At 73.6% G+C, this 19,561-nt stretch carries 12 protein-coding genes; 7 read left to right on the forward strand and 5 right to left on the reverse strand.

The features are described from left to right. Positions 1-5 precede the first annotated feature (5 nt). Positions 6-1,181, reverse strand: coding sequence for a glycosyltransferase family 4 protein (locus tag ASF28_RS07210; RefSeq protein ID WP_056089551.1), 1,176 nt, complete (start codon positions 1,179-1,181; stop codon positions 6-8). Then, entirely contained in the window at positions 1,181-2,221 is a 1,041-nt protein-coding gene (locus tag ASF28_RS07215; RefSeq protein ID WP_056089554.1) for a glycosyltransferase family 4 protein, read from the reverse strand. The genes ASF28_RS07210 and ASF28_RS07215 overlap by 1 nt, the downstream gene beginning before the upstream one ends. Before the next feature lie 60 nt (positions 2,222-2,281). Here ASF28_RS07215 and ASF28_RS07220 point away from each other — a divergent pair, with 60 nt between their 5' ends. The 5 genes from ASF28_RS07220 to ASF28_RS07240 are packed head-to-tail and all read left to right on the forward strand — an operon-like array spanning position 2,282 to position 8,389. Beyond that, complete coding sequence (locus ASF28_RS07220) at positions 2,282-4,336, forward strand: HAD-IIB family hydrolase (protein ID WP_056089556.1); 2,055 nt, start codon at positions 2,282-2,284, stop codon at positions 4,334-4,336. Then, positions 4,326-5,213: a glycosyltransferase family 2 protein gene (locus ASF28_RS07225; protein ID WP_200912648.1), complete on the forward strand. Its 888-nt coding sequence runs from the start codon at positions 4,326-4,328 to the stop codon at positions 5,211-5,213. The genes ASF28_RS07220 and ASF28_RS07225 overlap by 11 nt, the downstream gene beginning before the upstream one ends. A gap of 20 nt (positions 5,214-5,233) precedes the next feature. Beyond that, a complete protein-coding gene (locus ASF28_RS07230) occupies positions 5,234-6,370 on the forward strand; it encodes a glycosyltransferase (RefSeq protein WP_056089559.1) in 1,137 nt (378 codons plus the stop codon). A 46-nt stretch (positions 6,371-6,416) separates the two neighbouring features. Continuing rightward, on the forward strand, positions 6,417-7,334 hold the full coding sequence (locus ASF28_RS07235) for a galactosyltransferase-related protein (protein ID WP_056089562.1): 918 nt from the start codon (positions 6,417-6,419) through the stop codon (positions 7,332-7,334). After that, positions 7,331-8,389: a glycosyltransferase gene (locus ASF28_RS07240; RefSeq protein WP_056089563.1), complete on the forward strand. Its 1,059-nt coding sequence runs from the start codon at positions 7,331-7,333 to the stop codon at positions 8,387-8,389. The genes ASF28_RS07235 and ASF28_RS07240 overlap by 4 nt, the downstream gene beginning before the upstream one ends. Before the next feature lie 23 nt (positions 8,390-8,412). On the opposite strand, the gene ASF28_RS07245 is transcribed toward ASF28_RS07240, so the two are convergent. Beyond that, positions 8,413-11,826: an acyl-[ACP]--phospholipid O-acyltransferase gene (locus ASF28_RS07245; RefSeq protein WP_056089566.1), complete on the reverse strand. Its 3,414-nt coding sequence runs from the start codon at positions 11,824-11,826 to the stop codon at positions 8,413-8,415. A gap of 417 nt (positions 11,827-12,243) precedes the next feature. On the opposite strand from ASF28_RS07245, the gene ASF28_RS07250 reads away from it, so the two are divergent. After that, complete coding sequence (locus ASF28_RS07250) at positions 12,244-12,756, forward strand: TetR/AcrR family transcriptional regulator (protein WP_056091371.1); 513 nt, start codon at positions 12,244-12,246, stop codon at positions 12,754-12,756. A gap of 7 nt (positions 12,757-12,763) precedes the next feature. On the opposite strand, the gene ASF28_RS07255 is transcribed toward ASF28_RS07250, so the two are convergent. Both ASF28_RS07255 and ASF28_RS07260 read right to left on the reverse strand, forming a co-directional pair. After that, positions 12,764-14,041, reverse strand: a complete 1,278-nt coding sequence (locus ASF28_RS07255) for a CaiB/BaiF CoA transferase family protein (RefSeq protein ID WP_244474917.1) — start codon at positions 14,039-14,041, stop codon at positions 12,764-12,766. Between the two features lie 626 nt (positions 14,042-14,667). Further along, complete coding sequence (locus ASF28_RS07260) at positions 14,668-15,666, reverse strand: catalase family peroxidase (RefSeq protein ID WP_082476035.1); 999 nt, start codon at positions 15,664-15,666, stop codon at positions 14,668-14,670. A 347-nt stretch (positions 15,667-16,013) separates the two neighbouring features. Here ASF28_RS07260 and ASF28_RS07265 point away from each other — a divergent pair, with 347 nt between their 5' ends. Next, positions 16,014-19,445 (forward strand): GAF domain-containing protein, encoded by a 3,432-nt coding sequence (locus ASF28_RS07265; RefSeq protein WP_082476036.1) that lies wholly within the window; start codon positions 16,014-16,016, stop codon positions 19,443-19,445. Positions 19,446-19,561: the final 116 nt, after the last annotated feature.

A 19,561-nucleotide genomic window follows, 5' to 3' on the forward strand; every position in this document is an offset into this window, starting at 1 on the left:
CCGGATCACGCCGCCGCCATGGCCCGGGCGTAGAGGGCGAGGGTCTCGCGCGCCAGGGTCGCCCGGTCGAAGCGGCCGGCCGCCGCCAGGGCGCGGGCCCGGTAGGCGAGGCGCAGGGCGGGGTCGGCGAGGAGCGGGCGCAGGGCGTCGGCCAGGGCCGGGCCCGTGGCCGCCCGCGCCAGGGGCCCCGCATCGGGCGCGCCCACGAAGGCGCGCGCGCTCGCGTCCTCGGCGCAGGCCACCACCGGGCGGCCATAGGCCAGGGCCTCCTGGTAGACGAGGCCGAAGCTCTCGTAGCGGGAGGGGGCGAGCACCGCGTGCGCGTCGGCATAGGCCCGGGCCAGGGCCTCGGCCGGAACCCGGCCGCGCGCCCGGATGCGGGCCCGCGCCGCCTCGGGCAGGCTGGCCGGCAGGTCCTCCGGGGGGACGCCGACGAGGTCGAGGACGAAGGGCGGGACGGCGCCTGCCGCCTGCTCGCGCACGAGGATCGCGATCGCCGCGAGCAGGGCGTCGAAGCCCTTGCGCGCCTCGGCCCGCCCGACGAAGAGCAGGCGCACCGGATCGCCCGCCTCCGGGTAGGCGGCCGCGCGGGCGGAGGCCAGGATCGCGGGCGGCAGGCTGAGGCCGATCACGGCGGCGGGCTGCCGGCCGGACAGGCCGTAGGCGCGGGCGATCACCGCCGCGTGCGCGGCGGTGTTGGCGATGAGCCCGGCGCTGCCCCGCGCCTGCCGGCGCTCCAGGGCATCGGCGGTCCGGCCGTCGAGGCGGTCGCGGAGGGAGCCGGGCGGAACGCGGGTGAAGGCGGCGGGCGTCGAGCTCCGGGTGACCAGGGGCAGGTCCGGGCGTCCGGCGAGGAGCACGGCGGGGGCGTACCAGTTCGTCGCCTCCACCACGGCGAAGGGTGTTTGGGCATGGGCCGCCAGGACGGCGCGGCGGAAGGCCAGGGGCGCGGCGAGGTGCCCGGCCGAACCCCACCGGCGCAGGCGCGCCAGCCCGCCGCCGGGCGGCAGGGCGAGTCCCGCGACGGTGACGCCGCCGACCCGCTCGGGCGCCGCGCGGTCGAGGGTGAAGACCGTGACCTCGGCCCCCGCACCGGCGAGGCTCTCGGCGATCTCCCGGGCGGCCGTCGACAGCCCGCTCGGGGCCGGCGGGTAGTCCCAGGCGAGGAGGGCGGTGCGCATCAGGCGGCGAGCAGGCGGCGGTAGAGGGCGAGGTAGTCGGCCGCCATGCGCTCGGCGGTGAAGCGCGCCTCGAAGCGGCGGCGGATTTCCGCGCGGTCGAGTTGGCCGATCCGGCCTAATGCCGCCACCGCCTCGGCCTCGGAGGAGACGATGAAGCCGGTGACGCCGTCCTCGACGATCTCCGGGACCGAGCCGCGGTTCCAGGCGACGACGGGCGTGCCGCAGGCCATGGCCTCGATCATCACGAGGCCGAAGGGCTCCGGCCAGTCGATGGGAAACAGCAGCGCCCGCGCGCCCCCGAGGAGGTCCCCCTTCCGGGCGTCGTCCACGGGGCCGAGGTAGGTCGCGTCGTCCCCGAGGAGGGGGCGCACCCGGCTGTCGAAATAGTCCGGGTTGCCGACGTCGATGGTCCCCCCGAGGCGGATCGGCAGGCCGGCCGCGCGGGCGACGCGGATCGCCGTGTCGGGCCGCTTCTGGTCGGTCATGCGGCCGACGAAGGCGACGTGCCCGCCGGGCCGCGTCCGCAGGGCGTAGCGGTCCCGGTCGATGCCGTGATGCACCACCCCGGCCCGGTTCGAGGCCGGGATGCCGGCCTCCTGCGCCGCCGAGATCGCCGCGACGGGCAGGTCGGGAAACCCCGAGAAGAACAGGGCCCGGTCGAGTTCGTCGACGCGCCAGTGCACCGTGGTCAGGCTGTGCCGCCGGCGGTCGCCGAGGAGCGCCGCATGGGCGAACTCGCCGTGGCAATGCACGATGTCGAACCCGTCGAGCGTCCGGCGCAGGGCCTCCAGCTGCAGGGCATCGAGGGCGGCCGGAACCCCTGGGGCGACCCGCCCGTGGCGGCCCTCCAGGGCCGACAGGCTCGGATAGTCGCCGATGCGCGGCAAGTCTGTCGCACTGTCGGACGGGGCGAACAGCGTTATATCCACGCCCAAGCTTCGAAGTGCCGTGCCGAGGTCGTGGATGACCCGCTCGGTGCCGCCATGATGCTCTGGGGGAATAGGGAAAATGTTCGGGGCGACTTGGGCGACGCGGATCACGGGTTGTGCCTCATCTGAAACGTTTCTTCGTCGGAACCCGCCCATAACGCCGGCGCCCTGATGTTCGTCTTGCATATCGCCCTGCAAGGCTGCCTGCGCGGCGGCGAGGTCGTGTTCGGGCTCACCGCCGACACCGGGGGCCACATCCGCTACCTGCTCGATCTCGTGGCGGCCTCGTCCCAGGATGTCGGCGTCGACCGGATCGTGGTGGCGACCCGCCTGTTCCACGGCGCGCCCGGCCCCGACTACGCCGTGCCCGAAGAGCGCATCTCCGACAAGGTCGAGCTCGTGCGGCTCGCGAGCGCGTCGCCGGCCTACCGGTCGAAGGAGGCGATGCACGCGGAGGTCGAAAGCTTCGCCCGCAACCTCGTCGCCTGGATCGCCGCGCAGCCGCGGCCGCCGGACCTGATCCACGCCCATTACGCGGACGCCGCCTCCGTGGCGGGCCTCGTCGCGGACCGCCTCGGGATTCCCTTCGTGTTCACCGCCCACTCCCTCGGGCGGGTCAAGGCGGCGATGCTCGGGCCCGCGGCGGCGGGCTGCCCCGACCTCGCGCGCCGGATCGCCGCCGAGGAAGCGGCCCTGGCGCGGGCGAGCCTCGTCATCGCCTCGTCCCGCGACGAGGCGGAGGTGCAGTATGCCGGCTACGCGGCCTACGAGCCCGGCCGCATCCGCGTCCTGCCGCCGGGCAGCGATCTCGCCCGGTTCGCCGCGGCCGAGCCCCGTCCGCAGGTCGATGCCGCCATCGACCGCTTCCTGCACGATCCGGGCAAGCCCACCCTGCTGGCCCTGGCCCGGCCGGTGGCGCGCAAGAACCTCGGCGCCCTCGTGCGCGCCTACGGCGAGAGCCCCGAACTGCAGGCCCGGGCCAACCTCGTCCTGATGGCGGGCACCCGCGAGGACATCGACGCCCTCGACGGCGACATGGCCGGGACCATGCGCGAGATCCTGGTGCTCATCGACTGCTACGACCTCTACGGCCGCGTCGCCTATCCGAAGACCCACCGCCCGGAGGACGTGCCGGCGATCTACGCCCATGCCCGCGCCCGCGGCGGCCTGTTCGTCAACCCGGCCCTCAACGAGCCGTTCGGCCTGACCCTGCTGGAGGCCTCCGCCGCCGGCCTGCCCCTGGTGGCCACCGATAGCGGCGGCCCCAACGACATCGTCGAGACCTGCGGCAACGGCCTGCTCGTCGATCCCCGCGCCCCCGAGGCCATCGCGGCCGCCTGCCTGCGCATCCTCGACGAGCCCGGCCTCTACGCCGCCTGCGTCGCCGGCGGCGCGCGGGCGGCGGCGGCCTACGATTGGGACCGGCACGCCGCGCGCTACCACACCCTCCTGCGCGCGCTCCTGGCGCCCGAGCCGCCCCTGGCGACGCCCCGGCAATTGCTGGTCTGCGACATCGACAACACCCTGGTGGGCTGCGCGGCGGCCCTCGGCATCTTCCGGCGCTGGCGCAGCCGGCAGGCGGGGCTGGCCTTCGGCGTCGCCACCGGTCGCTCGTTCCACAGCGCCATGGCGATCCTCGAACAGCAGGAGAGCCCGCGCCCGCAGGTGATGATCACCTCCGTGGGCTCCGAGATCCACCACCTCGATGCCAACGGCGTGACCTACACGGCCGACGCGGCGTGGCGCGCCCGCGTCTCGGCGGACTGGGACCGCGACGGCGTCCGCGCGGCCCTGGCCGACCTCGACGGGCTCGTGCCCCAGGGCTCCCTGGAGCAGCGCGGGCACAAGCTCAGCTATTTCGGCGATGCGGCCACGGCCCAGGCGGTCCGGGCCCGCCTCGTGCGGGCGGGGCGGCGCGCCAACGTGATCCACAGCCACGGCCGCTACCTCGACGTCCTGCCGGTGGCGGCCTCGAAGGGCACGGCCGTCGATCACGTCCGGGCGCGCTACGGCCTGCCCGAGCGCGCCGTGTTCGTGGCGGGCGATTCCGGCAACGACGTCGAGATGCTGCGCGCCCAGGGGCACGCCATCATCGTCGCCAACTACTCCGACGATCTGGCGAGCCAGGCCGGCCTGACCCATTCCTACGTGGCCCGGGCCTCGCACGCCCGCGGCATCATCGAGGGCGTCGGCCATTTCCGCCGGATGCTGGCCGATGCCGGCTGAGCCGCCCGACGGCGTTCCGGCGAGCGTGCTCACCCTGGTGCGCGGCCGGGCCGACCGCCTGCGCAACCTCATGGCGGGCCTCGCGCGCCAGACCGTGTGCCCGCGCGAGCTGGTGATCGCCTGGATGCAGCCGGAGCCCGCCCCGGACCTGCCCGATCCGGGCTGCCCGGTGCGCCACCTCCACGTGGCCGGCGAGCCGATGCCGCTCGCCGCCGCCCGCAACCGCGCCGCCGGAGCCGCCGCCGGCGACCTCCTGATCTTCCTCGACGTCGACTGCATCCCCTCCCCCACCCTCGTGGGCGCCTACACCCGTGCGGCGGCGGAGACGGACGGCCTGTTCCTCGGCGAGGTCCTGTACCTGCCGCCGAACCTGTCCCCCGACGCGCCGCCCGACCCCGAGACCCTCGACCGGCTCGGGCAGGCGCATCCGGCGCGGCCCGCGGTGCCGGAGACGGGCCTGCGCTGCGAGCCCGATCCGGGCCAGCTCTGGGGCCTGTCCTTCGCCCTGCCGGCCCGGGCCTGGGGCGCCGTCGGCGGCATGGACGAGGCCTATGTCGGCTATGGCGGGGAGGAGACCGATCTGGCCGCCCGCCTTGCCGCCACCGGATTGCCGACCTACTGGGTCGGGCGGGCCCGCGCCTATCACCAGCACCACGCCGTGCACGTGCCGCCCCTGCAGCATTTCGAGGCGATCCTCGTCAACGCCGCGCGCTTCTTCGACACCCACGGGCGCTGGTGCATGACCTACTGGCTCGGCCAGTTCCGCGCCGCCGGCCTCATCGACTGGGACCCGGCCGCCCCCGCGATCCGCGTCCTGCGCCGGCCGAGCGCCGCCGAGATCGCCGCCGCGCACCGGCCCGACGCCCTGTTCTCCTGAGAGTTGCGAAGACCACCGCCATGAAGAAGCCCATCGCGTTCTTCGTCCATCACCAGGGACGGGGCCACGCCAACCGCACCATGGCGGTGGCGGCCGAATTCGCCCGCGACCGTCCCGTCTCCGTGCTCACCGCCGGGCCGCACCTGTTCGAGGGGTTTTGCCGCGACATCGAGATCGTGACCCTGCCCGACATGATCGGCGCCGCCGTGCCGACCCCGCGCCTCTACGCCGAGCCGACGCCGCAGGTGATGCACTGCGTGCCGCTCGGTCTCACGGCCATGCGCCGGACCATGCGGACGATCCTCGACCACCTCGACGCCCGCGACGTCGGCCTGTTCGTGGTCGACGTCTCGGCGGAGATCGCCCTGCTGGCGCGCATCGCCAGCGTGCCGGCGGTGCAGATCCGCATGCACGGCGATCGCTCGGACATCGGCCATGTCGGCGCCTACGAAGCCTGCGTCGGGATGCTCGCCCCCTTCGACGAACGGATGGAGCAGGACGATTATCCGGCGTCCCTGCGGGCCAAGACCTTCTACAGCGGCGGCCTGTGCACCAGCGTCGACGGGGTCCTGAGCCGCGCCGAGGCCCGCGAAAAACTCGGCCTCGACCCGGAGCGCGAGATCGTCGTCGCGGTCACCGGGGGCGGGGGCAGCGGCACCCCCTACGCGCCCCTCACCGTCGCCGCCCGCGCCGTGCCCGACGCCCTGTGGCTGACCCTCGGGCCGACCCACCGCGAGGGCCACGAGACCGATTTCGCCAACCTGCGCGAACTCGGCTGGGTCCCGTCCGTCACCGACTACCTCGCCGCCGCCGACATCGTGGTGGCGTCGGCCGGCGACAACACGGTCCACGAGGTCGCGCGCGTGGGCGGGCGCCTCGTCGTCATGCCGGAATGGCGCTACTTCGGCGAGCAGACCCGCAAGGCCGAGGCCCTGGTCCGCCTCGGCGCCGCCATCCAGGCCCCCGTCTGGCCCGGCGACCTCCAGGGCTGGCGCGACCTCGTGGCCCGGGCCCGCACCCTCGACGGCACCGCCCTGCGCGGCCTCTACGCGCCGGATGCCGCACGCCGCGCCGCCGGCTGGCTCGAGGGGCTGACCGACGAACTCTGGCACGGGGCGACGGAGCCCCCCGCGCCCCCGGTCGTTGCCGCCGGCTGACCCCTTCGTTTCCCGTGCTCAAGACTCCCCGGAGCCAGATCGTCCCATGTCCACCGTTTCCGTCGTGACCCTCGCCAAGGGACGGCCCGCCCACCTGCGCAACGTGCTGCTGGGCCTGCAGCGCCAGACGCGAGCCCCCGCCGAGTTCGTCGTCGCGGTGATGCAGGACGCGCCCTACGACCTGCCCGAGGTCGGCTTCCCGGTCCGCCAGATCCTGGTGCCGGGCGCGGCCCTGCCCCTCGCGGCCGCGCGCAACCGCGGCGTGGCGGCGGCGACCGGGGACATGATCGTCTTCCTCGACGTCGACTGCATCCCGGCCCCCGACCTCGTGGCCGACTACGCGCGCGGCCTCGCCGAACTCGACGGCCTGCTCATGGGCGAGGTGCTCCACCTGCCGGACGGGGCCACGGCGGGCGACTGGACGTGCGCGGATTTCGCAGGCGTCGCCGAGAAGCATTCCGACCGGCGCGGGCCCCCGGCTTCCGGCCTCGAACTCTGCAACGACTACCGCTGCTTCTGGTCGCTCAACTTCGCCATCCGGCGCGCCACCTTCCTCGCCACCGGCGGGTTCGACGAGCGCTACACCGGCTACGGCGGCGAGGACACGGATTTCGGCAAGGTCCTCGACCAGGGCGGCGTGCCCATCGCCTGGATGAAGGGCGGCCTCGCCTATCACCAGTACCACCCGCACCACATGCCGCCGGTGCACCACCTCGACAGCGTCGTGCGCAACGCCGAACTGTTCGAGGCCAAGTGGGGCTACCGCACCATGGGCCACTGGCTCTACGCGTTCAAGGTGATGGGCCTCATCGACGACGCGCCCAACCGGCCGATCCGCATCCTGCGCCGCCCCGAGGCCGCCGACCTCGCGCTCACCGGCCAGCAGAGCCACCAGCCCTACGCCAATTCGGCGTCCGTCATCCGCTTCCTCGAAGCCCGGGCGGCCCCGGCGGCGACGGCGTGAGGATCGCCCTCCTCGCCCATCTCCGCCACCCGGTGGCGGCGCCGTTCGCCGGCGGCATGGAGGCCCACAGCTGGTCCCTCGCCGAGGGGCTGATGGCGCGGGGGCACGACGTGGTGCTGTTCGCCGCCGGGGACAGCGACCCGCGCCTTGCCGTCGACCCGGTGATCCCGGTGCACCACGAGGCGAGCTTCCCCGGCCTCGAACACCGGGGCGATCCGGGGCTCGTCGCCCATGTGGATGCGGGCTACGCCGCCGCCTGCGACCGGATCGCGGCGGGTGGCTTCGACGTGCTGCACAACAACTCCCTGAGCCGCCTGCCCCTGGAGCGGCGGCGCACGGCCGCGATGCCCACCGTCACCTCCCTGCACGTGCCGCCCTACGACGCCCTGCGCTGGTTCGTGCAGGAGAGCCGCGCCCCCACCCACCGCATCACCGTGACGTCGCGGGCGCAGGCCAAGGTCTGGTGGCCGGAGGCGGTGCCGCCCGACGTGTCCGTGCTCCACAACGGCGTCGATCCCGCGGCCTGGCCCTACCGGGACACCGGGGACGGCAGCGCCGTGTGGTCCGGGCGCATGGCGCCGATCAAGGGCGCGCACCGCGCCATCGCGGCCGCGCGGGCGGCGGGGCTGCCCCTGACCCTGTACGGCCCCATCGAGGACCCGGAGTACTGGGACACCCGCATCGCGCCGGCGCTGGGCGGGGCGATCCGCTACGGCGGCCACCTCTCCGGCGACGCCCTGGCGCGCGCGATCGGGCGCGCCTCGGTCTTCCTGTTCACCCCGTGCTGGGACGAGCCCTTCGGGCTGGTCGCCATCGAGGCCATGGCCTGCGGCGTGCCGGTGGCGGGCCTCGCCATGGGGGCGGCCGAGGAAGTCGTCGGCGAGGCCGGGTGCCTCGCGCCCCTCGGGGACGAACCCGCCCTGGCGCGGGCCATCGGCGCGGCGCTCGCCATCCCGCGCGCCGTGCCCCATGCGCGGGTCCTGCGGCTGTTCACCCGCGACCTCTGGCTCGACCGCTGCGAGGCGCTTTACACCCAGGCGCGCGCGGCGTCCTGACGGGGGACGCCGCAGAACGCCCCCTACGCCGCCGCCGTCGCGTCGCTGCCGGCCCGCTCGCGGGCCATCTTGGTGACGCTGACCCCGTCGACCTTGCCGGTGCCGAGCATCGGCACCTTGGCCACCACCACCTCGGCGGGAATCGCGAGTTCCGTGGCGCCCCGGCCCTTGGCGAAGGCGAGGTAGGCGGCCCGCGTCGCGTCCGCCCGCTCGGTGAACAGGATCAGGCGCTCGCCCTTGCGGGCGTCGGGCACCGCCGCCACCGCGCTCGGGGCGTCGGGCCAGAGTTCGGCGGCGAGGGACTCGACGGCGGCCAGCGACACCATCTCGCCGGCGATCTTGGCGAAGCGCTTGGCCCGGCCCTTGATGGTGACGAAGCCCAGGGCGTCGATGGCGACGATGTCGCCGGTGTCGTGCCAGCCGTCCACGGGGGCTTCCAGCACGCCGGGCTTCTCCGCCCGCAGGTAGCCGAGCATGACGTTCGGCCCCTTCACCGACAGGCGTCCGCCCCCGTCGATGCCGGGAACCGGCTCCAGGCGATGCTGGATGCCCGGCAGCAGGCGGCCGACGGAGCCGAACAGGTTGAACATCGGCGTGTTGAGCGCCACCACCGGCCCGCATTCGGTGACGCCGTAGCCCTCCAGGATGCGCAGGCCGAATTTTTCGGAATAGGTCTTGCGGGTGGTCTGCTTCACCGGCTCGGCGCCGGACACGATGTAGCGCAGGCTCCGCAGGTCGTAGGAATGGGCCATCTTGGCGTAGCCCGCCAGGAAGGTGTCGGTGCCGAACAGGACCGTGGAATTCGAGCCGTACACGAGCTCCGGCACGATCCGGTAATGCAGGGGCGACGGGTAGAGGTAGACCGGGACCCCGGAGACCAGGGGCAGGATCAGCCCCGCCGTCAGGCCGAAGGCGTGGAACACCGGCAGCACGTTGAACACCTTGTCGGTGGGCCCGAAATCGATGCGGGCGGCGACCTGGGCGGTGTTGGCGAGCATGCAGCGATGGGCCAGGACCACGCCCTTCGGGGTGCCCTCGCTCCCCGAGGTGAACAGGATCGCGGCCGGATGATCGCCGCGTCGCGCGACCAGGGGTTTGCGCGGCGCGAAAAAGCCCCGGATCTTGTCGGCCGTGGTCACGGTGGCGCGGACATCCTCCAGGTAGACGAGCGTGACGGTGCCCTGGATCGCCTCGACGAGGGGCCCGAGGCGGCCCTTCTCGATGAAGGCGCGGGAGGTCAGGATCGTGTCGACCTGCGCCGCCCGGCACGCAGAGAGCACGTTGGCGGGGCCGGCGGAGAAGTTGATCATCGCCGGCACCCGGCCGGCGCTGGCGAGGGCGAAGAACGTCACCGCCGCGCCGTTGGCGTTGGGCAGCATCAGGCCGATGGGCTTGCCTTCCCCCGCGAGCGGCATGAGCTTGCGGCCGAGGATGTTGGCGCCCATGACGAGGCGGGCATAGCTGAGCTTGCCCGTGACCGGGTCCTCGAGGGCGTTGCGGCGCCAGCCGTGGTCGGTGCCGGCCTGGATCAGGGCGCTCATGACGCTGCGGTCGATGTCGGCGGTCTCGAACACGAGGTCCGACATGACGTCGTAGAGGGCGGCGCCGGCCGCGCGGCGGCGGTGCTTGCCCTTCAGGGCCGGGTCGATGACGAGCTTGACCGGGGGCAGGATGGTCACGGTGACCTTCGGCCACCAGCGCCGGCGCACCTGGGCGCGGGAGAGCCGCGAGAACGCGGTCTTCTCGAGGCCGTCGATCTTCACCGGCACCACCCAGGCGTCGGACTTGTCGGCGATGAGGCCGGCGCCGTCATAGACCTTCATCAGGCTTCCCGTCACCGTGAGCCGGCCCTCGGGGAAGATGATCAGGGTCTCGCCGTCGCGCACGGCCTTGATCAGGGTGCGGGTGGCGAGCGGCCGGGTCGGGTCCAGGGGCATCGCCTTGGTCATGGCGAGGAACGGCTTCACCCACCAGCGCTGGGCGATGCCGTGGTCGACGGCGAAGACCGGCTCGCGGTCGAGGAGCGAGAGGGCCAGCGGCGCGTCGAGGAACGAGACGTGGTTCAACGCGATGATGGCGTTGGGGCCGGCCTTGTCGACGTTGTCGAGGCCGCGCACCTCCAGGCGGTAGAACGCCCGGAACACGATGGAGAGGAAGTCGCGGAACGGGCTCGTGGGCAGCACCGCGAGGATGACCGCGCCGGCGACGAGGTTGAGGACGCCGATGAGGGTGAGCAGGGCCGCCATGGACCAGCCGGCCGCCTGCAGGGCGGCGAGGCCCAGGGCCCCGGCCACCATGAAGGCGGCGGTGAGGACGTTGACGGCGCCGATGACCCGGGCGCGCCGGTCCTTGTCGGTCCAGGCCTGCACGGCGGCAAACGACGGCACGATGTAGAGGCCGCCCGCCACGGCCAGCCCGGCGAAGGCCGCCGTGATGCGCAGGCCCGTGCCCGTAGCGAGGAAGTCGCGGGCGCCGAGGACGTCCCCCGAGACCGGGGGCAGATGCGCCACGGTCCAGGCGAGATCGAGGGCGAACACGCCCATGAGCAGGGCGCCGATGGGGGTCGGCAGGAGCACGATGCGCCCGCTCGCCAGCCACGAGGCGAGGCCGGAGCCCACCGCGATGCCCACGGAGAACACGGCGAGCAGCAGGGTCACCACGGTCTCGGAGCCGTGGAGGCTCGTGCGCACCAGGACCGGCAGCAGGGCCAGGATCACGGCACCGACGAGCCAGAACCAGCTGACGATGACGGCGCCGCGCCACATCCGCGTGTCGCGCCAGATCTCGCGGATCAGGCTTGCCGTGGAGCGCAGGACGTTGGGGTCGACCCGGAGGGTCGGGGCGGCCTCGCCCGTGGCCGGGATCATCCGGGCCGAGAGCCAGCACAGGACCGCGAACACCATGATGAGGGCGCTGAAGGCGAAGGCGTCGCCGCCCATGGCGGTGGCGAGTCCGGCCACGATGGTGCCGAGCAGGATGGCGAGGAAGGTCGCGGCCTCGACCAGGGCGTTGCCGGCGGTCAGCTCTTCCCGCTTCAGGTGGTCCGGCAGGATGCCGTACTTGATCGGGCCGAACAGGGCCGCGATGGTGCCGAACAGGCCGAGCGCAACGAACAGCACCGGCACGGAATGCAGCCAGAACCCCAGCGCGGCGGCGGCGGCCCCGAAGATCTCGGCGAATTTCAGCCGTTTGGCGATGAGCGCCTTGTCGTAGCGGTCGGCCATCTCGCCGCCGAGGCCCGACAGGATGAAGAACGGCCCGATGAACACCGCGCCCGCCAGGGTGACGAGCATGCCCGAGCCCTCACCCTCGCCGCCGACCTTGAACAGGATCAGGAATACGAGGGCGTTCTTCAGGAAATTGTCGTTGAAGGCCGAGAAGAACTGGCACCAGAACAGGGGCGCGAACCGGCGCGTGGTCATCAACGTACGAAACATCACGGGTCTCCTTGGCGGCACCATGACTGCCCGGCGAGGGACGAAGCGTCAAACACCTTCGTGAACAGGCCGGTGGACGCGTCGCGTCGCTGCTATTGAACGTCGTTCAAATACCGGCGGCGCGCAACCGGTCCTGCGGCCGATCCGGGGGCCGCCGTGCGGACGCGCACGGGACAACCCGGACCCGGCGCGGCTATCCCCGACGGGCGATGCTGACAAAACCGCCCGATCTTCGCCGGGGTCGCTCCCATCACGGATGCGTGATACTATAGTGTAACATTGCTGAGGTCGCGAATCCCGCGTGACCGGAGGGAGCACGGAGCCTTGACCAAGACGGCACGGCGCGGAACGGGACCGCGCGGCGACCACAACCGCGAGGAATTCCAGGCCCTCGTCGCCAAGGCGGCCGAAGGTCTGGTGCGCCAGGAGGGGCTGCGCGGCCTCGGCATGCGCCGCCTCGCGGCGGCCATCGGCTACGCGCCGAACTCGATCTACAACGCCGTGGGCGACCTCGACACGGTGGTGCTGCGGGTCAACGCCCGCACCCTGGAGCGCCTGCACGACGCCCTGGTGGCGGCGATCTCGGACGCGGCGACGCCGCGCGACAACGCCGTGTCCGTCGCGGATGCCTACCTCGCCTTCGTGCAGGCGGACCCGCAGGTGTGGAGCCTCGTGTTCGAGCACACCCTGGCGCCGGATTCGGCGTTTCCCGAGTGGTACGGGCAGGCGCTCACCCGCACCACCGACCTCGTCGACCGGGTGCTCCAGCCGATGATCCCGGACGCCGACGAGCGCCGGCAGGCGGTGGCGACCCTGTGGGCCGGCCTGCACGGCCTCGCCTCCCTCTCGACTTCGCGCAAGCTCGCGGTGCTGACCCCGGAGCCGCCCCGCGACCTCGCCCGCCTCCTCGTGCGCCGCTTCCTGGGCTGAGGCGGCCTCACCCGATGGCCCCGGCGTCCTTCAGGGCCGCGAGGGCCGGGCCGTCGAGGCCGAGCCAGTCGGCGAGCACCGCGTCGGTGTGTTCCCCCAGGGCCGGGGGCGGGGCGGCGTAGGCGACGGGCGTGCCCGAGAGGTTGAGAGGATTCCGCACCAGGGCGACGGTGCCGGCGCGGGGATGGGGGAGGTCGACGCGCAGGCCGCGGGCGATCACCTGGGGATCGGCGAACACCTCGGCCAGGGTGTTGACCGGCCCGCACGGCACGCCGACGCCCTCCAGGGCCGCCACCCAGTCGGCGGTCCTGCGCTGGCGGGTCGCGGCCCCGATGAGGGGCACGAGGAGGGCGCGGTTCTCCACGCGGGCCCGGTTGGTGGCAAAGCGCGGGTCGGTGCCCCATTCGGCGAAGCCGAGGACGCCGCAGAGGCGCGCGAACTGCCCGTCATTGCCGACCGCCAGGATCATGGCGCCGTCCCCGGTCGGAAAGTCCTGGTAGGGCACGATGTTGGGATGGGCGTTGCCGAGGCGCTCCGGCGCCACCCCGGTGGTGAGGTAGTTCATCGCCTGGTTGGCGAGGCTCGCCACCTGGGTGTCGAGCAGGGCGAGGTCGATGTGCTGGCCCTCGCCCGTGCGGGCGCGGGCTGTGAGCGCCGCCAGGATGCCGATGGCGGCGTAGAGGCCGGTGACGATGTCGGTGATGGCGACCCCGGCCTTCTGCGGCCCGGCCCCCTCGGCGTCGCCGGGGGCGCCCGTGATGCTCATGAGGCCGCCCATGGCCTGGATCAGGAAGTCGTAGCCGGCGCGCCCCGCATAGGGGCCGGTCTGGCCGAAGCCCGTGATGGAGCAGACGATGAGGCGCGGATTCAGGGCCCGCAGCGTGGCCGGATCGAGGCCGTACCGGGCCAGGCCCCCGACCTTGAAGTTCTCGATGAGCACGTCGGCCCGCGCCGCCAGCGCCCGGATCACGCCCTGGCCCTCCGGGGTGGCGATGTCGACGGCCACGGACGTCTTGTTGCGGTTGGCGCAGAGGAAGTAGGCGGCGACGTCGGTCTCGCGGCCGTCCGCGTCGCGCAGGTAGGGCGGCCCCCAGCGGCGGGTGTCGTCGCCCCCTTCGTCGCCGGGACCTTGCGGGCGCTCGATCTTGACCACCTCGGCGCCGAGGTCGCCGAGCACCTGGCCGGCCCAGGGACCGGCGAGGATGCGCGACAGGTCGAGGACGCGCAGTCCTGCGAGGGCCCCGCCGGGCGCCTTGTTCTCCGGTATCCTCGAGGTGTCGGCCACGTTCTCTCCCGAGCTGCAGACGGGCCCGCGTGTCGCCGAGAGGGTGAGGCGGAGCGCGAGTCCTCCACGCGATTCAGGCCCCGTGATTGCAGATGGACGGCGCCGTGTCGAACCGGCACGAGGGCCCGTTGCCGGGGAGGCAGAGTCGTCGGTTTGCATTCCCTCGCCCCGCTCGCGAGGCTACCGGATTCACACATCGCGCACGATACGCGGGTCCCCTCTCCTGGAAGGCTACCGGATTCACACATCTCGCGGGCGGCGCAGATCCCCTCTCCTTTCAGGCAGAGCGATCGCATAGGACCTCCGGTGTCATTCCGGGGCGCCGCAGGCGAACCCGGAATCCAGAGCCGCCGACAGCGCAAGGCCTTGCTACACCAGTGTTTCTGGTTCCCGGGTTCCGCTGCGCGGCCCCGGGATGACACAGCGTTGCGGGAGGGCCCAACGCCCCAAACGCCATCTGCGATCGCCCTGCCTGGAGGGAGAGGGAGCCCGCCGCGCTCCACGCCAGGGCAGCGTAGCTTCCGAAAGCTTCCGCTGAGCCGATGTGTGAACACGGTCGGCACGCGGGGAGAGGAGGCGTGCGTCGCAACCGTTTGTTCGGACGGGAACGAACGGCGCCCCCCGGCTCAGTTCGTCCGGCGGGACAGGGACACGGCGTAGGCCGGCGAGCGGGCGGCGAACATCGGGTCGGTGGCCGGTCCGGCGACGCCGTCGGGCAGGCTGACGACGGGATCGAAGGTGGCGGCGTCGCAGGTGGCGTCGGGCTCGATGGCGGTGATGGCGACGGTGCCGAGCGTCACCGACTTGCGCTCCTCAGGCCACGCGACGGTCGGATCGTTCACCGGATCGTCCGTCTCGCCCAGCACGGCCACGAGGGCGAAGCTCGCCGGCCCCTTGGACAGGCGCTCCTTCAGCTCGTCGGCGTAGAAGCTGTCGGGCTTGGCCTTGAGTTCGTCGTCCGTGAGGCCGAGCTGGCCGGCGCTCGCGACCCATTTCAGCTTGGCGACGGTGGCGGCGCCCTTGGCGTTGGTGAGGGTGTAGGCGTGGACGCCCCAGTAATCGACGCCGGCGAAGCTCGCCGGCACCGGCCGGGCGTTGAGCCACGCGGCCTGCCGCGTCGTCTCGGGATTGGCGGCGGCGAAGGCCTTGATCTTGTCGGCATCCGGCTTCCCGTCCGGCCCCGGCGCCCGCACGGTGGCGAAGTCGAGGAGCTGCTGCGGCGTCCGGGTCGAGAACACCGGCGCGGAGATCACCACGAACACCATGTCGCCGGACGGGTCGGTCATCCGCATGGCGAAGCCCCGGGTGACGGGCTTGGCCTTGTCGGAGATCTTCGGGTTGGAGCCGCCCATGGAGAACCGGGCCGTCACCGGCACGGTCTTGGCGAAGTGCGGCGCCTTCGACAGGCCCGGCGCCTCGGCGGACGGGGTGAAGCTGCCCTTGAGGCACACGCCCTTGGCGCCGCTCCCGCGCACCTTCGGCTGGTTGCCGCCGGCGGCGAACAGGGCGTCGACGATCGCCCCCGGATCGGCGTCTTGCCCTGCGGTGTTCTGGGCCGAAGCCCCCCCGGTCAGGAGGCTTGCCGTCAGAGCGGTGGCGGCGAGGACGGGCGAGGACCGCAGCATGGGAAGCCTTTCGTCGAAGGGATTGTGGGAGGGGGCCGTGCGGGGGGACGATGCGAGGGGACTGCAAACGCGGGGTCACCCCACCCGAATCACGGTGCGGCGTTCCATGGAACGGTTCTAGATTGCGCGCAATCTTGTGGCAAGCACGAGGATCGGGCGCGCGGCGAAATCGCAAGACCACGCGCAGGACCGTGCGCGGGACCGTGCGGGACCGCGTTCGACGGCGCCGACGGCTCCGGCTTGTGTTATGAGCGCATCATGCAGGCCAGATCCTCCCGTCCCCGCGTGCCGGCCGCTGCCCGCGCGCAGCGCCTCGGCGCTCCGGCCGTGCCCCCGCGCGCGAGCCGATGACCGGGAAACTCCCGCTTCCCGTGGGCGATGCGGCGCCCGCCGCCGCCGCCGATCCGGTCCGCCTTGCGGCCCTGGAGGCCCACGGCATCCTCGACACGCCGCCCGAGAAGGGTTTTGACGACATCGTCCTCCTGGCCCGCGCCCTGTGCGACGCGCCCGTGGCCCTCGTCAGCCTGGTGGCGGCCGACCGGCAATGGTTCAAGGCCCGCTCCGGGTTCGGCCCGTGCGAGACGAGCCTCAACGCATCCGTCTGCGCCCATGCCCTGGGACGCCGGACCCCCCTGGTCATCCCCGACCTGACCCTCGACGCCCGGACCCGCGACAACCCCCTGGTGACGGGAACGCCGGGCATCCGGTTCTACGCCGGCGCCCCCCTGAACACGCAGGAGGGCGAGACCCTCGGAACCCTGTGCGTCATCGACGGGGTCCCGCGTCCGCACGGGCTGACGGCGCAGCAGACCGAATCCCTCACGGCCCTGGCCGAGCAGGTGATGAGCCAGCTCGGCCTGCGCCGGGCTTTGGCCGAGCGCGACGCGGCCCTGGCGGGCCAGCGGCGCGAGCAGGCCCAGGCGGTGGCCGACGCCGCGCGCCTGGAGGCGATGATCGCCGCCCAGCAGGTGGTCGCCTCCGCCACCGCCGATCTCGACACGGTGTTCCGGGCCGTGGTCGACGCCGCCCTGTCGATCATCGACCGGGCCGACGGCGCGGCCATCGCGCTCTGCGACGGCGACGAACTCGTCTGCCGCACGGGGGCCGGTCACGCGGCCGGGTGGACCGGCCGGCGCACCCCCATCGCGGACAGCCCGTCGGGCCGGGCCTTCACGGAGGAGACCCTCGTCGTCGGCACCACCGGCGCGCCGGCGGCCGAGGCCGGTCGTCCGCCCCCGGCGCTGCTCGCGGTCCCGGTGCAGCGCCACGGCCTCGCCGTCGGCATCCTCGAGATCCGCTCGGAGGCCGGCGGCCCGTTCGGCCCGCGCGACATCCTGATGGCCCAGATGCTGGCCGGCCTCGCCGGCTCGGCCTTCGGCGACGTGGCCGAGGCCGAGACCCGGCAGGCCCTGCGCGAGGCCGAGGGCCGCTACAAGGCGATCTTCGACAGCGCCATCGACTTCGCCATCGTCGCCGCGGATTCCGAGAGCCGGATCACCGACTGGAACACCGGCGCCGAGCAGATCATGGGCTGGTCGGCCGACGAGGTCCGGGGCCGGCTCCTCGACACCTTCTTCACGCCCGAGGACCGGCGCGACGGCGTGCCCGACCGGGAGGAGCGCGTCGCCCTCGCCAACGGGTCGTCCCCCGACGTGCGCTGGCACCAGCGCCGCGACGGCGGCCGGTTCTGGGCGGTGGGCCGGATGATGACCCTGCGCCACGAGGACGACAGCGTCCGGGGCTTCCTCAAGATCCTGCAGGACCGCACCGCCGAGCGCCGCCACGAACAGCGCCTCGCCCTCCTGAGCCGGGCCTCCGCCGCCCTGCTCTCGGCGGCCGATCCCGCCCACGAGCTCCTGCCGATCCTGCAGGAGGGCGCCGAAGCCCTGGGGTTCGACGAGAGCCTGACCTGGGCGCTGGCGCCGGACCGGGCCAGCCTCGTGCTGGTGAAGGCGGTCGGGGTCGCGCCGGAGGCGCGGGCCGCCCTCGAACGGGCGCCCCTCGACCGGCCCCCCCTCGACCCAGCCTCCCTGGACGGGCCGCTCTGCGGGATCGTCGCCGCGACGGGGCGGCCCCTCGTCCTGTCCGGCCTCCAGGCCGACGCGACGCCGCGCCACCGGGCCGCGCGCGCGGCCGGGTTCGACGCCTATGCGAGCTTCCCCATCACCGGCCGGGGCGGGCTCACGGGCGTGATCTCGTTCGCCCGCCGCGACGCGCCGGCCTTCGAGGACGAGGTGCTGACCGTCTTCGCGACCCTGGCCCGCTTCCTCTCCGTCGCCCGCGAGCGCCTGGACGACGAGGCGGCCCTGCGCGAGAGCGACGCCCGCTCGCGGCGGGCCCAGCAGGCCGGCGGCATCGGCACCTTCGAGGCCGATGTCGGGGGGGATTCAGTCGCCGTCTCGGCCGAGTTCTGCCGCCTGTTCGGTCTCCCCGCGGCGCGCAGCTATCCCGTCCCGGTCATCGAGGGCCTGATCCTCCCCGAGGATTCCCACCTGCGCTCGGACGCCGCCCGGCGCGCCACCGGCGCCGCCATACCCGAGATCGCGTACCGCATCCGCCGGGCGGACGACGGCGCCATCCGCTGGATCGGGCGCCGGGCCGAGTTCGCCCGCGACCCCGCCGGCCGGATCACCGCCCTGTTCGGCACCGTCGCCGACGTCACCGACCAGCGCGCCGCCCGCGCCCGCATCGAGGCCCTCCTCGACCTCGGCGACCGCCTCGCCGAGGCGACGGACACGGCCGCGGCCGTCGCCATCGCGGCCGATCTCCTCGGGCGGACCCTCGGGGCGGGGCGGGCCGCCTACGCGGCCGTCGACGCCCATCGCGAGACCCTCACCATCGCGGGCGACTGGACCGCCCCGGGGGTGGAGAGCCTCGCGGGCACCTACCCGTTCGCGGCCCTGCCCGGCACCATGGAGCGCCTGCGGACCGGGCGGATTCTCGTCTGCGCCGACACCCTGGCGGAGGTGCGCCTCGCCGGGGATGCCGCGACCTACCGGGCCATCGGCGTGCGCGGCCAGATCAAGGTCCCGCTCCTGAAGGCCGGGACCCTGGTCGGCCTCCTCCTGGTGCACGCGGCCGAGCCCCGGATCTGGAGCGTGGAGGAGGTGGCGTTCACCCGCGGCGTGGCCGACCGGACCTACGCGGCCCTCGCCCGCCTCAAGGCCGAGGAGCAGCAGGATCTCGTCAACCACGAGCTGTCGCACCGCATGCGCAATCTGCTCGCCATGGTGCAGTCCATCGCCACCCAGACCCTGCGCAACGCCACCCATGTCGACGAGGCCAAGGACGTCCTGGCCGGGCGCCTCGTGGCCCTCGGCCGCGCCCACGACCTGCTCATGGGCGCGGCCCTCACCAGCACCCGGATCGAGCCCGTGGTGCGCGGCGCCCTCCACGTCCACGAGGACGGGCGCGACCGCTTCCGGATCGCCGGGCCGGAGATCGAGATCGGCGCGGACCGGGCCGTGTCCCTCGCCCTCATGCTGCACGAACTCGCCACCAACGCGGCGAAATACGGCGCCCTGTCCAACGCGGCGGGGCATGTCGACCTGACCTGGGAGATCCTCGATGGGGCCGAGCCGCGCCTGCGCCTCGCCTGGATCGAGGTCGGCGGGCCGCCGGTGGCGCCCCCCACCCGCAAGGGCTTCGGCTCGCGCTTCATCGAGCGCGGCCTCGCCTCGCAGGTCGGCGGCAGCCTGTCCCTGGACTACCGGCCCGAGGGGGTAACCTGCATCCTCGTGGCGCCGCTCGCCACCTTCGCCGGCGATGTGCCGGCCTGAAGGGCGGATCGCCGGGAAGCCGAACGCCCGCAAGCCATGCGTCCCGGGAGGCTGCCCGGCTTGGCGCCGATAGTGCATCCCGCCGGCCACCGCACCGCACCCCGCCGGGACCCATG

It is taken from the genome of Methylobacterium sp. Leaf99 (genome assembly GCF_001422375.1).
In the GTDB taxonomy this organism is placed as follows: Bacteria; Pseudomonadota; Alphaproteobacteria; order Rhizobiales; family Beijerinckiaceae; genus Methylobacterium.